Raw genomic sequence first — 14,397 nt, 5'->3', positions numbered from 1 at the left:
ATCCCCGTAACGGGGAGGCAGAGTCTATCAATACTCGACGGTAGCGAACAGCAGCTTTCCGCTGTAGCTGGCCTTCACCTGATGGCCGTATCCGTCCTTGAACGTAGCGTTGATCGTATAGAAATCGAGGCCTTCGTTCTCGATCTCGACGGTTCCCTCTTTCATAGCCGACTCGATGTGCTTGCCGGTCGAGTAGTACCATGTGCCGTAATAGCCGCCATATTCGTAAAGTCCGGCGATGGCCGTTTCGGGCTCGAGGTCGTCGACCTCGTTCATGTCAACGATCGTATAAGTCCCCGTCGGAATACCGTCGTTCGAACCCGGCGTTACATTGACCGAAATCTGAAGCGCGTCGGCCTGACCGAAGTTGGTTTCCAGGTCGTAGTCTTCGCCCGCCAGAATCACCATGTAAAGGTCGGAGGTCGTGGTAAACGCCTCGGGCTCGTACAGAGCCATGCCCTGAGTCAGACCGCTGATCTCGACGTTGTCCGTCAGGTTGCTCATCTCGCCCTCGCCGGCACGGTTATAGAACGGAATCGGACCGACATAGGTGAACTCGTACTCCTCCTCGCTCTCCGTCGTCATTTTGCATTCGATCGTATAGATGCCGTCTTCGTAGGCGATCTCCATCGTACCCGCCGTAAAGCTCGTCTCGGTCACGTTTCCGTTCGCGTCGTACCGGTTCAGGTACGTATCGTAGGAATCGGAGTTGATCGAGAAGGCGGGATAGTCGGCGCTCTCGCCGATCGTATAGGAGCCTGACTGGGGAACGGCCAGATCGGGGTTGGACGCCAGCACGGAATTGAAGTCGACGCACAGAATGAAGCCGGGACCGTAGTAGGTATCCTCCTCGTTGTCATACTCCATATCCTCGCTTACGAAATTGATCCAGTAGTTGCCCGTCCCTTTTTCGTATGCGTCGCCTTTGTAATAGCCTTCGGCAGAAATGCCTTCGGTCAGCTCGGGAGTCGAAGGACCCCCGCCTTCGCCCTCACCGCCGCCGCCTTCGCCGCCGCCGGGACCACCTCCGCCCGGTTCGTCGTCGGAACAAGCCACCGCCCCGATCATCATCAAGCACACGGCGAATCGGCTCAGCGTCTTCAGTGTGTTTTTCATCATCATTTCCTCTGGATTTTAAGTTTATATTAAAAATCGCTCAAATATAATTCCTGGATAAATAAATCGCAAATACTGCCGCACGAATCGCACTCGTTTTGGCCACGAATCCCTCGGCTTACATTTCCTCGTTCCCCCCGAAAATTCCATGTCTTTCCATTCTTTCATCGGTCTAACCCTGCCTTGCACCGAAACGAGTCGGTCCCGTCGAAATTCTATTTCCGGGACGGAGCGGCGCGCAGGATTTCCCGCCACGGCACGGGCAACGTGCCTCCGAAAAACGATGTTCGAAGACGAAGCCGAGCCGAAAGGAACATCCCGCCGGATCAAGACCGCTTTTCGGCAACCGGATGGACGGCAAAATCGGGGGAAAAAGAGAAAACCGTTTCCCGTTCACCAACGAGAAAGCGCGCCCGGACTATCGGACGCGCTTCTCGGATATGGCCCGGCAGAGCCGGCAAGCCTCGTTATTCCTTGATTCGCTCGCTGTACTCGCGAGTGCGGCTGTCAACGCGAATCTTTTCGCCGGTCTGGATGAACAGCGGCACGCGGATCGTCGCGCCGGTATCGACCGTCGCGGGCTTCAGCGAGTTCGTCGAGGCGGTATCGCCCTTGACGCCGGGTTCGGTATAGGTCACCTCCATGTCGATGATCGGAGGCAGCTCGGCCGACAGTACGGTTTCTTTCTCGGTATGGAACATGACCTCGACGATCTGCCCCTCGCGCATCAGATCCGAGTTCTCGATCAGGTTGCGGTCGATGTGTATTTGCTCGAACGTCTCGGTATGCATGAAATTGCAGCCCAGATCGTCCTCGTAGAGATACTGGTAGGGACGGCGCTCGACGCGGACCGGCTCGATCCGCTCGCCGGCCGAAAAGGTCTTGTCCAGAATACGGCCGTTCTCGAGGTTCTTCAGTTTGGTGCGGACGAAAGCCGGACCTTTGCCGGGCTTCACGTGCAGGAATTCGACGACCGAAAACGTCTTGCCGTTCAGCTCGATGCACATCCCGTTCTTGATATCAGCTGTGGTTGCCATTGTATTAGATAGTTTTAGTTTGCAAAAATAATTCTTTTTCTCCAAAAACGAAAACCGCGCTTTCCGGACGCGGGCCGCCGAAAGGACGAAACAGCCGGGCGCTCGCGACCCGCAACGGTCGAAACAATCCGGAGTTCCGAAACAAAAGGGCAGAAAACACCTTGCCAGCTAAGGTACAGGGCTCTCAGAACGGCCGTTAATTCTGTACCTATCGGTAAAATGTCGCTCTTTGTTCCAAGAGACAGCGGAATCACAGAACCATCGTAGTCGAGAGATTCCGATCCCAACCATGCGCCCGATCCCTTTCCGACGGAATACCCCGGAACCGCCTGAGCAAAAATCGATACGCAACCGCTATTTTCCCGATGCTCCAGCCCTTCGCCTCACCGGAAAAGACGCCCGGACAAGATCGCCGTCTACGGTTCCGGAATGTCCCGCCGCCCGGAAAACCCGCTCCCGGTCAGGGAAAGGATACCGCCCGCCATCAATAAAACAACCCGTTGCGATTGAAAATCGTGAAGCCGAAATTGAACGTCAGGAACCAGTTGTCGCGGTTCGTCGCGTCGTACTTGGAAACCGTCAGGCTGACCGGCCCGACCGGCGTCTGGTAGACCAGCGACGAGTTGTAGATGAAGCGCACCCGCTTGCGAATGTTCTCCTTCACTTCGTTGTGGTCGTTGGGCAGAAACAGGTAAAAACTGTTCTTCAGATAGAACTTCGGGCCGAACTCGAACGTAGGCATAAGACCCAGCCCGATGAACGAGCTGCTGCGGAAATCCTTGATATAAACGAACTTGCTGTGCGGAGTCGGCGTGAAGGCCGGCGAGGTGATATTCGTCGCGTACTCGTTCGTGAACGTCGGGTGATTCGTCAGTACGGCCTGAAGCAAATAGCCGAACGAGAACCATTTGCACACGGGATAATAGTGCTCGCGCAGGAACTGAGCTCCGAACCAGTGACGCGAATCGCCTCCCCGGGACGTATAGGTCACTCCGTCGGGCGGCCGCGTGCCGGGCCGGAACATCTCGTTGCCCGTGATGAAGATAGCCGAGATCGACTGCCTGATGCCGCGTGTCGGATAGAGCAGGTAGTTCAGCCCGTTGCGGTCTACCTCGAACTTCAGTCCGAAAAACGGGAAGCGCGTCTGGTCCATGTAGTCGTCGTCCTCGTAATCGGTCGTCTGAAAATAGCGGTAAGTGTCCCATCCTCCGTTCGCGCGCAGCGACAGCACCGTATAGCGCCCGATAGGCATCGTCAGCGCCGCCGTAGCATAAGTGTCGAAATACTTGGAATAGGTCAGGTCGTTGCGGCGCCCGATCGCACCGAAATTGCTCTTGAAATAGTTGTAGTAATTGAAGTTGAATCCGTAATCGAGCGACAGCAGCGAGCGAGCGAAAAAGTCGGTGCGGCCGCGTACCGACAGCGAAGTGTAGAGCGGACTGAAATAGCCGTCGAAATTGTAGGTCTGCGAACTCTTGCCGATCCGGCGATACTCGAGACCGACGTAGGCCTGATTCATCGACGTGGACGAAATGTTGCCGCCGAACATGACCCGAAAACTGGGTTTGGTGCGCATCTCCAGATCGAGCCCGAACAGGCCCGTCGAATCGTTGAACCGCACATCGGGATAGCTACCCTCGATGTCGTCGTCCGACAGCACCTTGAAATAACCCGACTTGAAGCGTTCGAAGTCGAAAACCGAATCGTTGCGGCTCTTTTTCAGCGGCAGGTCCAGCCGCATCAGCCGCTCGACGTATTTCGTCTGATTGCCGTTCAGACCCGAAATCTCGTACCTGTCGAACAGCAGCGGCGGAAGCGACGCCCGATAGGCCACGCGCCGGGCGGCCAGCGAGTCGGCGTCGACCCGGCGGCCGATCCGCTCCTTGATCTTCGGCATCGCGTCGATCGCGTCGCTATAGCCGCGGTTGATGATATAGTCCACCTTCGAAAAATCGAGCGTCGACACGTCCTCGAACGCATGCTCGATCAGCACGTCGCGCTCCGACGGCAGGTCGTAGTCGGTATTCATCATCGTCAGCGACAGAATCTGCTCGACCACGTCGTCCTCGTCGGGCTTGCTGTTGCCGGCCGTACACTTGCTTCCGATCAGCACGTCGGGATGAAAATCTTCCTGCAGGACCTGCCACGGAAAGTTATTGTACAGTCCTCCGTCGTAAAGCAGCGTCGAGTCTTGCTTGATAGGCTTGAAAACCAACGGTATGGTCATCGAAGCGCGGATCGCCTTGCCCAGATCGCCGCTGCGGTAGACGACCTCCTTGCGGGCGGCCGCATCGGTCGCAATGCAGCGGAACGGCACGAAAAGCCGGTCGAAATCGCCGCCGCACGCGGCGTTGGCCGCCGAGAAGAATTCGACGAAAGCCATGTCGATCTGGCCGGAGGGAATCAGGTTGGTCGGCAACCGGGCTACCTTCTTCGGATTGCGGAAGTCGAAGCGCAGCGTCACCATCGCCGCGCTGGGCCGCCTCTGCTTGAAGTAGTAGAGATACTCGGATTCGATCCGCCCCGACATCCAGTACGAGATCCGGTCCGACTTGAACAGCTCGGCCATCTGGTCCGGCGTATAGCCGATCGCGTACAGCCCGGCGATGATCGAGCCCATGGAGGTCCCCGACACGTAGTCGATCGGAATGCCGTTCTCCTCCAAAGCCTTCATAACCCCGATGTGATAGAGCCCCTTGGCTCCGCCGCCGCTCATCACGAGTCCTACCTTCTGAGCCCCGGCAGAAAGAGCGGAAAACAGCGTCAGCAGGGTAAAAAAGCTTTTAATGCGCGTCATTTACAAATTATTCTTAACTTTGTCTGTTAATCCACTTCGTAAAAGTAGAGATAAAAATATAAACCACCAACGATGATTGACAAAATAAACAGCCTGTTGAAACGGGTCGAGGAGTTCCGGCCGAAAGCCGAGGCGGAAATCGAGGAATTCAGAGTCCGCATGCTCGGCCGCAAAGGCGAGATGAACGAGCTTTTCGAGGAATTCAAGCAAGTGGCTCCCGAACTGAAAAAGGAACTCGGCCAGAGGATCAATGCGTTGAAAAACACGATCGCCGAAACGATAACGCGCTACAAGACCGAAATGGAGAACCGCCCGGAAGCCGCCGGAGCCGGTATCGACATGACCCGTCCCGGCACGGCCGACCGCATCGGCAGCCGACATCCGATCTCGCTGGTGCGAAATCAGATCGTCGACATATTCACGCGGCTGGGCTATACGGTGGCCGAGGGACCCGAGATCGAGGACGACTGGCATGTCTTCTCGGCGCTCAACTTTCCGCCCGAGCATCCGGCCCGCGACATGCAGGACACGTTTTTCATATCGAAGAGTCCCGACATCCTGCTACGCACGCACACCAGCTCGATCCAAGTCCGCACGATGGAGCGCAGCAAGCCGCCCATCCGCGTGATCTGCCCGGGCCGCGTGTTCCGCAACGAGGCGATCTCGTACCGCGCCCACTGCATATTCCATCAGGTCGAGGGGCTGTTCATCGACGAGAACGTCTCGTTCGCCGATCTGAAGCAGAGCATTCTCTATTTCGCCAAGGAGATGTTCGGCGAGAAGGCCCGCATCCGGATGCGCCCCTCCTATTTCCCGTTCACCGAACCGTCGGCCGAGGTCGACGTATCGTGCAACCTGTGCGGAGGCAGGGGATGCAACGTCTGCAAGCATACCGGCTGGCTCGAGATCATGGGCTGCGGCATGGTGGACCCGAACGTGCTGGAAGCCTCCGGCATCGACTCGGGCAAATACTCGGGCTTCGCTTTCGGCATGGGAGTTGAGCGTATCTCGATGCTCAAGTACGGCGTCAAGGATCTGCGTCTCTATTTCGAAAACGACGTGCGCTTCCTGCGCCAGTTCGATTCGGTGTTGTGAGCGGGAAACGCCGGGCAACCTAACGACCGAACCGTATGAACTTCAAAAGCCTTTTCCGCGTTTGCGTCCTTGCCGCCATGCTGCTTCCGATCGAGGCGGCCTGCTCGTTGTCGGCGCGTCCGAAAGGAAAACCGGCGGCGGATCGGGAATACGATCCTCAGACGACCGCTTCGTTCTTTTACACGGAGGGAATCAAGAACAACGTGATGGAGGGCGACACGGCCCGCTCGATCCGGCTGTTCGAGAAAGTGCTGGCGATCGACTCGACGCACGCCCCGTCGCTCTACGAGCTTGCCATCCTCTACGCCGGAGCCGGCGCGCCGGAAAAAGCCCTGCAATACTGCCTACGGGCCAACCGGCTCGACACGGGCAATCTTTGGTACCGGGGACAGCTCGGACGGCTGCTGATCGCCACGAACCGGCTCGACTCGGCGATGACCGTCTACCGTTCGTTGCTCAGAGCCGATCCGGATAACCCCGACAACTACCGCCTCACGGCCGCCCTGTACGATCAGAAGGGAGAATACGAGCAAGCGCTGGCGGTACTCGACTCGGCTCAAAGCCGGTTAGGGAGAATCGAGATTCTCTCGTCTTTCCGCCGTCAGATGCTGATGAGCATGGGAAAGTACGAGCAGGCGGTCGAAGAGGCGAAAGCGACGGTCGAGGACTTTCCCTACGAGGAACAGAACTATGTCGCGCTCGCCGAGCTGTACGCCATGCTCGGACTCGACTCCCTCGCCCAAAGGACTTACGACGAGGCGCTGGCGCTCAATCCGGGCAGCACGCCTACGATCATCTCGCTGAACGAGTTCTACAAGCAGCGCAAGGATAACGTCCGTTTTCTGGCGACGGCCGAGCTGCTTTTCCGCGCGCCCGAGCTGCCGCTCGAAACCAAGCTGAAATTCTACGACGACCTGATCCGGACGCCCTCGTTCTACCGGGACAACTACTTTCAGATAGGCAAGCTGGCCTCGGCGCTGGCGATCGCCTACCCGCACGACCGCCGGACGAGGGAGCTCTATGCCCGGCACTTGATCGCGGGCGGCAATCTGGAGGAGGCTCTCAAACTGTACAAGGCAGGAATCGACGATCCGGAAGGACGGCGCGAGGCGCTGAACAACGTGCTCGACATCGAAGCCTACCTGAACCGGCCCGACTCGGTAGCCAAGTACGCCGCCGAGGCGACCCGCTACTACCCATCCGATCCCGAGCTTTATCTGCGCAAAGGAGGCGTCACGGCCTTTTTCCTGAAGGACTACGCGGCAGCCGAGGCCGATTATAAGCAGGCGCTCAAGTACGCCCGCAGCGATTCGCTGCGCAGCGTGATCTACGGATCGCTCGGCGACAACTGCCAGAACCGGGGCGACTACAAGAACTGCTTCAAATACTACGACAAGGGCTTGCGCCTCGACACGACGAACGCCGTGATATACAATAACTACGCCTATTTCCTGAGTCTCCGGGAAGAACGGCTGGACGACGCGCTCGAAATGGCCCGGAAAGCCAACCGGCTGTCGCCGAACAATCCCACTTACCTCGACACCTACGCATGGGTTCTCTACATGCTGGGGCGCTACGAGGAAGCGCGCGAGCCGATGCGCCTGGCCGTCTCGCTCGACCGGACCGACAGCAAGGAGCTGCTGATCCACTACGGCGACATACTCTACAAGCTGAACGACCGCTTCATGGCCTCGATCTACTGGAAAAAGGCCTTGGAGAAAGGATACGATCCCGAAGAAATCGAGAAACGACTCAAACTGATCGAATAGAATGGCGACCGGACGACGACTGCTCATCATCTGCCTGCTGGCCTTTCTCGCACGGGAAGCGTCCTGCCAGACGCTGGAATCGTTGCGGGAAGACATCAAGCGGGCCGAGCGGGAAATCAGCATAACGAACGACCTGCTTTCCAAGACGCGCAAGAACCAGCAATCGGCCGACAAGGAGCTGAAGCTGATCCGCAACAAGATCCGCAACCGCCGCAACATCATATCCAACCTCGAGCAACAGGCCGGTCTGCTCAACCGGAACATCGACGAGAAGGGCTCGACGATCGCTTCGCTCGAACAAGACCTGGCCCGTCTGCGCAAGGAATACGGCGAGATGGTTTACAGCGCCTACAAAAACTACAAGCTGAACAGCTTCCTCGTTTTCCTGTTTTCTTCCAAGGATTTCAACGACGCGACACGGAGGATAGCCTACATGCGCCGCTACAACCGCATGCGCGAACAGAAAGCCGCCCGGATCGACTCGACGGCCGCATCGCTCGGACGCGAAGTCACCGACCTGCAGAACAAGAAAAGCGAGCTCGACAAGGTGTATCAAAGCCGCAACCGGGAACTCGCATCGCTCGGCAAAGACGAAACGCAGTACAAGGCTTCGTCGGAAAAATTCCGCAACGAGGCGAGCCGGCTCGCCTCGACGATCAAGCAGAACAAGAAAAAGATCGAACAGCTCCAGCAACGGATACAACGCCTGATCGAGGCCGAGTCGCGCAAGCATAAGGCCCAGCCCCGTTCGGCCGCCCAGAACGAGTACATAGCCAAGCTGTCGGGCCAGTTCGACCAGAACCGGGGCAAGCTGCCCTATCCGGTGCGGGGCGTTATCGTCGACGGCTACGGAAAGCATGCGCACGCCGTCCGTCAGAGCGTGACGGTCAACAATACGGGAATCAATATCGCGGCCGAGGCGGGCGCGCCGGTAAAAGCCGTGTTCGAAGGCGAGGTCAGCGTGGTGTTCTTCGTGCCCGGCATGAACAACGCGGTCATGATCCGGCACGGCGACTATGTGACCGTCTATGCCAATCTGGAAGCCGTCGGGGTGAAGACCGGCGACCGGGTCGCGCTGAACCAGACCATCGGCAAACTGCCGGCCGACGACGCCTTCCTGCATTTCGAGATATGGAAAGACCAGCAGAATCTGAATCCGGAGCTCTGGCTGCGCAAATAGGAAACACTAACTTGAAAGGGATATGTCCGTAAACTACTGCAACCAATCGTGCGAGTTCGCTTTCCGGGGCAAGCGCAAGACCTCCGCATGGATTCGCCGGACGGCAGCCGCCGAGGGATGGGAGACCGGAGCCGTGTCCGTCGTTTTCTGCTCCGACGAGGCGCTTCTGGAGATCAACAGGCGCTATCTGAAGCACGATTACTACACCGACATCATCACATTCGACTACAGTGATCCCGACAAGCGGACGATCGCGGGCGATCTGATGATCTCGGTCGACACCGTGCGGGACAATGCCCGGGAACTGGGCGTTCCGTTCGAAAACGAGCTGCAACGGGTCATTATTCACGGGATACTCCACCTGTGCGGTTACGGCGACAAGCAGCCCGGAGAGCAGCAACGGATGAGAAAGCTGGAGGACCGGTACCTGAAACTGTTTTACGAACAAACGAACTGACGGCGCGCGTGCGCCGGACCTTATAACGGCAGCGGCGGCGCCGGACTGCAATATGGAATTCGAATTCGACATTATCGTGATAGGAGGCGGGCACGCCGGATGCGAGGCGGCGGCGGCGGCGGCCAATATGGGTTGCCGGACGCTGCTGGTGACGATGGATATGACCAAGTTCGCGCAAATGTCGTGCAACCCGGCCATAGGCGGAGTAGCCAAGGGACAGATTGTCCGCGAAATCGACGCGATGGGCGGATACACGGGTATCGTGACCGATCGCTCGACGATCCAGTTCCGGATGCTGAACCGCTCGAAAGGACCCGCCATGTGGAGCCCGCGCGCCCAGTGCGACAAGGCCCGATTTTCGCAGCTCTGGCGCCGGACGCTCGAGCAGACACCCAACCTCAGCCTGTGGCAGGACAGCGTAACGGGCCTTTTGACGGACGATCGGCATGTGACCGGGGTAAGGACCCGCATGGGCGTCGTATTCAAGTCAAAAGCCGTCATTTTGACCGCGGGAACCTTTTTGGAGGGTCTGATGCACGTCGGGCGCTCGCAAGCCGAGGGAGGCCGGGCCGGCGATTCCGCGTCGCACGGCCTGAGCGCGCAACTCGCGGAGCTCGGCTTCGAAATCGGTCGCATGAAAACCGGCACGCCGGCACGCATCGACGGACGCAGCGTCGATTTCAGCCGACTCGAAGAGCAGAAAGGCGACGAAAACCCGGGTAAATTTTCGTATTCGAATGATACAGAGCCTGTTAAAAATCAATTGCCGTGCTATCTGGCTTACACGTCCGAGGCCGTGCACGACCTGCTCCGGACCGGCTTCGCCGATTCGCCCCTGTTCAACGGAACGATCAAGGGGATCGGCCCGCGCTATTGCCCGAGTATCGAAGACAAGCTCCGCACGTTCGCCGGCAAGGAGTCGCACCAACTGTTTCTGGAGCCCGAAGGAACCGATACGAACGAATATTATCTGAACGGATTCTCCTCGTCGCTGCCATGGGAAGTACAGATCGCCGCACTGCAGAAGATCGAAGGGTTTGAAAATGTCCGGATATTCCGTCCCGGCTATGCGATCGAATACGACTATTTCCCGCCGACACAACTCTATCATTCGCTGGAAACCAAGCAGATAGACGGTCTCTATTTCGCCGGGCAGGTGAACGGAACGACCGGATACGAAGAGGCCGCGGCTCAGGGACTGATGGCAGGAATCAACGCTTCGCTGAAGCTTCGCGGCGACGAACCTCTCGTGCTGAGGCGGGACGAGTCTTATATCGGCGTGTTGATCGACGACTTGGTGACCAAAGGAGTCGACGAGCCTTACCGCATGTTCACGAGCAGAGCCGAATATCGGATTCTGCTCCGTCAGGACAATGCCGACATCCGACTGACCCCCGTTTCGCATAAAATCGGTCTGGCCAACGATGAAAGATACCGGAATACGATGCAAAAAAAATCGTCCGTAGAATCGCTTATTTCTTTCGCCCGAAGACAGAGTGTCGCTCCGGCCGAAATCGAGAGCTATTTGAAATCGGTCGATTCGACGCCGCTGACACAAAGCCGAAAGATATACGACGTGCTTTTAAGAAATAAAATCACGTTTTCGGGGCTGATCGATCATCTGACATCGCTAAAAAATTATATCGAGGAAAACCGCTGCACTCCTGAAGCGATCGAGGAAGCCGAAATACAAATCAAATATCACGGTTACATCGAACGCGAAAGGCATATCGCCGACAAAATGGCTCGATTGGAAAATATTCCGATTCGACCCGATTTCAACTACCATCAACTAAACTCGTTATCGATCGAATCGCGCCAGAAACTCACTCGTATCAGACCTGCGACGATAGGGCAGGCATCGCGCATACCGGGAGTCAGTCCGGCCGATATCAACGTATTATTGGTATATTTCGGACGATAAAACAACAATGTTCCACGTGGAACATTGCAAACACAAACAATAAAGTCAAATTTGTTCCACGTGGAACAGTAACAATATGAAACGAATGGAAAATATTTTCGATCTTTCAAAAAACGGAGCGAAAAAAGTCTATATAGACGGAGAATTATTTCCGATTCGAGTCGGAATGAGGGAAATTTCATTGCAAAACGGAGAAAAAGTGCTCGTATACGATACGAGCGGTCCGTATACGGAGGAAAATCATACGATCGATATTCAAAGAGGTATCCGGAAAGTACGTGAAAACTGGACGCGCGAGCGATTCGACAAGCAGAATTTCCACACGCAGTTATGGTACGCGCGGCAAGGAATCGTCACCCCTGAAATGGAATATGTAGCCATCCGTGAAAATCAAGGTGTTACGGGCGAAAATCGGATCACTCCCGAAATCGTGAGAGAAGAAATAGCCGCAGGCAGGGCCATACTTCCTTCGAACTATCGTCATCCCGAAGCAGAACCCATGATTATCGGCAGCAAGTTCCTCGTCAAGATCAATGCCAATATCGGCAACTCGGCGCTCGGCTCCTCCATAGAAGAGGAAGTGGAAAAAGCCATGTGGGCGATCAAGTGGGGGGCCGATACCGTAATGGACCTATCGACCGGCAAGAACATTCATAAAACCCGCGAGGCCATTCTGCGGAATACGCCTGTTCCGGTCGGAACGGTCCCCATGTATCAGGCGCTGGAGAAAGTGCATGGCAAAATCGAGGACCTGACATGGGAAGTCTATTACGATACGCTCGTCGAGCAATGCGAACAAGGGGTAGACTATTTTACGATTCACGCCGGAATCCTTCAGGAACATTTGCCCGCCGCCTTGAAACGCGTCACCGGTATCGTCTCGCGCGGCGGATCGATCCTCGCCAAATGGATGAACATCAATAAGAAACAGAATTTCCTGTATACGCACTTCGAAGAAATCTGCGAATTGCTCAAAAAATACGACATCGCTTTCTCGCTCGGCGACGGCTTGCGCCCGGGCAGCATTGCCGACGCAAACGACGAGGCGCAGTTCGGCGAACTGAAAGTGCTCGGCGAACTGGCTAAAATCGCTTGGAAGCACGACGTTCAGGTGATTATCGAAGGTCCGGGACATGTTCCGATGAACAAAATTCGGGAAAACATGGATCGTCAGATCGTCGATTGCGCCGGAGCGCCGTTCTACACGCTCGGCCCGCTGGTAAGCGACATCGGAGCCGGATACGACCACATCACTTCGGCGATCGGCGCGGCGATGATCGGTTGGATGGGGACTTCGATGCTTTGCTATGTCACGACGAAAGAACACCTGGCCCTGCCCAATAAGGACGACGTACGCGAAGGGGTAGTGACTTACAAGCTGGCCGCCCATGCCGCCGACATCGCCAAAGGACATCCCGGAGCCGCCGAACGCGACCTTCAGATGAGCAAGGCACGGTACGAAATGCGCTGGTACGATCAGTTCAACCTGTCGCTCGATCCCGAACGAGCCAGGCGCATGCACTTCGAAATGATCAAGGAAGGAGCCGACCATTGCTCGATGTGCGGACCCGATTTCTGCGCAATGAAGATCACCAAGTCCATACTCTAAAATTCTAATTCTTGGCTTGTTTGTGAACGAAGCAAAATCGTAAGTGAACACAACGAAATAAATATCAGAATGGGAAAATAGTAATATAAAATTTGAATACAGGACATAACAACCTGATTTAAAACAAATTGACTATTTTTCACGATTTTCAAGATTCGTGCTTACGTCGAAAACTATAATTGGAAAATACGATAATCCTCTGAGCGGATCAAGAATGTTAGATGATCGTATCCGATGAAATTTTGTCGACAAAGCAAAATTCGCAACGTAAATAAATATACGATAATAACTTTTTACACAAACAGAGAAAAGACTTGAGACCGAATTCGGGATAACGAACAAAAAAGCGATAAAAATTCGAATCCGAACGAGAGAAAGAAAAAAGTCGCTATGAACGGAGAAATGTATCAAATTTGTTGTATTGTCGCAGCGGGTAAAAGAGCCTTGCAATACGGCGAGCCGATCCAATATACGCCGGCGCAATACGAAAATGCAATCACCTTTTCATGCCTACCCGGAAAACTCTTTTCGGAGACAAAAAGATGCATCGCACCGAGAATAGAAACGTGGTTTGAATTCCTCCAGAGCAAAGGACTGCAAGATATCGCATTGGCTTGTCCGACTGACGTAACGGACAAGACGATACTCGGTTTTTCGAACACGACGGAAAGCTCGGTTCTTTGCTTTTATCAAAGCGGCGAAACATCTTATTTCGCCCCAAATTGGCAGTTCGATCCCGAAAAGCGACTATGGAACACAGAGTATTCGGAATATCGCTGTCCCGATTCTCCATCGGAAAAACCCCGTTTCGAAAACAACACCGACTCTTTTCGACAAGCGTTGTCCGATATCGAAAAATTGGCTATTCAAATCCGGTGTGAAGGTTTTGCCCATATTTTCCATTCTGCGAAAAATCTTCTGGACGGTATCGGAGAATATCCGGATAAAAAATACGGATTGCAATTGCCGCCGATATCGCATGAAAAACTTCAAATCTTCGAGGCAGCCAGTCTGGCCGATGTATTCGGCGGAATGGGATCGTGGAACGATGACCCGCTCTGCGCGGCACAAGACATGGGATTGGATCAAGAATATCAAACCCTTTCCGACCGGTTGTTGAAGAACATAAGGCTTGCCATTCTATACGCCATCAATGAATGAAATGAATATCGATATTCCCAATCATACTCTTATACTGTACCGACTTTCGAGTTCCCGATATTTCCGGTTTTCCTATAGGAAGTCTTTTCCGACGGAGAAAACTTCATGGCAAGGGCAATCGGATACGCAACAGGTGGCCGCAAATCGCGGCTAACAGAAATAGAAATTCCGGACGCGAACATGTAAATATATGATTTCCATTCGGCATAACATGAGTAAAGTAAAGCCGTTAATTTCCGGCCTACGGACCAG

Annotated in this window: 10 protein-coding genes; 7 read left to right on the top strand and 3 right to left on the bottom strand. The window is 55.2% G+C overall.

What is annotated here, in order from left to right; genetic code table 11:
- Positions 1 to 27 precede the first annotated feature (27 nt).
- The 3 genes from NQ491_RS06880 to NQ491_RS06870 all read right to left on the bottom strand — a co-directional run bounded on the left by NQ491_RS06880 (position 28) and on the right by NQ491_RS06870 (position 4,950).
- Positions 28 to 1,122 (bottom strand): hypothetical protein, encoded by a 1,095-nt coding sequence (locus NQ491_RS06880; RefSeq protein ID WP_019246192.1) that lies wholly within the window; start codon positions 1,120 to 1,122, stop codon positions 28 to 30.
- A gap of 461 nt (positions 1,123 to 1,583) precedes the next feature.
- On the bottom strand, positions 1,584 to 2,153 hold the full coding sequence (efp, locus tag NQ491_RS06875) for an elongation factor P (RefSeq protein ID WP_026089691.1): 570 nt from the start codon (positions 2,151 to 2,153) through the stop codon (positions 1,584 to 1,586).
- Positions 2,154 to 2,637: 484 nt separating this feature from the next.
- The gene (locus NQ491_RS06870) at positions 2,638 to 4,950 is read right to left on the bottom strand and encodes a patatin-like phospholipase family protein (RefSeq protein WP_019246190.1); all 2,313 of its coding nucleotides are present in this window, start codon (positions 4,948 to 4,950) and stop codon (positions 2,638 to 2,640) included.
- Positions 4,951 to 5,022: 72 nt separating this feature from the next.
- Here NQ491_RS06870 and pheS point away from each other — a divergent pair, with 72 nt between their 5' ends.
- The 7 genes from pheS to NQ491_RS06835 all read left to right on the top strand — a co-directional run bounded on the left by pheS (position 5,023) and on the right by NQ491_RS06835 (position 14,145).
- Entirely contained in the window at positions 5,023 to 6,045 is a 1,023-nt protein-coding gene (gene pheS, locus NQ491_RS06865; RefSeq protein WP_019246189.1) for a phenylalanine--tRNA ligase subunit alpha, read from the top strand.
- Between the two features lie 35 nt (positions 6,046 to 6,080).
- Entirely contained in the window at positions 6,081 to 7,814 is a 1,734-nt protein-coding gene (locus tag NQ491_RS06860) for a tetratricopeptide repeat protein (protein WP_019246188.1), read from the top strand.
- A gap of 1 nt (position 7,815) precedes the next feature.
- A complete protein-coding gene (locus NQ491_RS06855; protein WP_019246187.1) occupies positions 7,816 to 8,994 on the top strand; it encodes a murein hydrolase activator EnvC family protein in 1,179 nt (392 codons plus the stop codon).
- Positions 8,995 to 9,016: 22 nt separating this feature from the next.
- Complete coding sequence (gene ybeY / locus NQ491_RS06850) at positions 9,017 to 9,451, top strand: rRNA maturation RNase YbeY (RefSeq protein WP_019246186.1); 435 nt, start codon at positions 9,017 to 9,019, stop codon at positions 9,449 to 9,451.
- 52 nt (positions 9,452 to 9,503) lie between these two features.
- Positions 9,504 to 11,375, top strand: coding sequence for a tRNA uridine-5-carboxymethylaminomethyl(34) synthesis enzyme MnmG (mnmG, locus tag NQ491_RS06845; RefSeq protein WP_019246185.1), 1,872 nt, complete (start codon positions 9,504 to 9,506; stop codon positions 11,373 to 11,375).
- 85 nt (positions 11,376 to 11,460) lie between these two features.
- Entirely contained in the window at positions 11,461 to 12,984 is a 1,524-nt protein-coding gene (gene thiC / locus NQ491_RS06840) for a phosphomethylpyrimidine synthase ThiC (protein WP_019246184.1), read from the top strand.
- A 390-nt stretch (positions 12,985 to 13,374) separates the two neighbouring features.
- A complete protein-coding gene (locus tag NQ491_RS06835; RefSeq protein ID WP_019246183.1) occupies positions 13,375 to 14,145 on the top strand; it encodes a hypothetical protein in 771 nt (256 codons plus the stop codon).
- Positions 14,146 to 14,397 lie beyond the last annotated feature (252 nt).

Source organism: Alistipes ihumii AP11 (assembly GCF_025144665.1).
GTDB lineage: Bacteria > Bacteroidota > Bacteroidia > Bacteroidales > Rikenellaceae > Alistipes_A > Alistipes_A ihumii.
The sequence above is the reverse complement of the archived record's forward strand: the minus strand, read 5'-3'. Positions and strand labels throughout refer to the sequence as shown.

Bases quoted from the DNA above. Each gene is read 5' to 3' on its own strand.
- NQ491_RS06880 (WP_019246192.1), bottom strand. From the start codon at position 1,122: ATGATGATGAAAAACACACTGAAGACGCTGAGCCGATTCGCCGTGTGC.
- efp (WP_026089691.1), bottom strand. From the start codon at position 2,153: ATGGCAACCACAGCTGATATCAAGAACGGGATGTGCATCGAGCTGAAC.
- NQ491_RS06870 (WP_019246190.1), bottom strand. From the start codon at position 4,950: ATGACGCGCATTAAAAGCTTTTTTACCCTGCTGACGCTGTTTTCCGCT.
- pheS (WP_019246189.1), top strand. From the start codon at position 5,023: ATGATTGACAAAATAAACAGCCTGTTGAAACGGGTCGAGGAGTTCCGG.
- NQ491_RS06860 (WP_019246188.1), top strand. From the start codon at position 6,081: ATGAACTTCAAAAGCCTTTTCCGCGTTTGCGTCCTTGCCGCCATGCTG.
- NQ491_RS06855 (WP_019246187.1), top strand. From the start codon at position 7,816: ATGGCGACCGGACGACGACTGCTCATCATCTGCCTGCTGGCCTTTCTC.
- ybeY (WP_019246186.1), top strand. From the start codon at position 9,017: ATGTCCGTAAACTACTGCAACCAATCGTGCGAGTTCGCTTTCCGGGGC.
- mnmG (WP_019246185.1), top strand. From the start codon at position 9,504: ATGGAATTCGAATTCGACATTATCGTGATAGGAGGCGGGCACGCCGGA.
- thiC (WP_019246184.1), top strand. From the start codon at position 11,461: ATGGAAAATATTTTCGATCTTTCAAAAAACGGAGCGAAAAAAGTCTAT.
- NQ491_RS06835 (WP_019246183.1), top strand. From the start codon at position 13,375: ATGAACGGAGAAATGTATCAAATTTGTTGTATTGTCGCAGCGGGTAAA.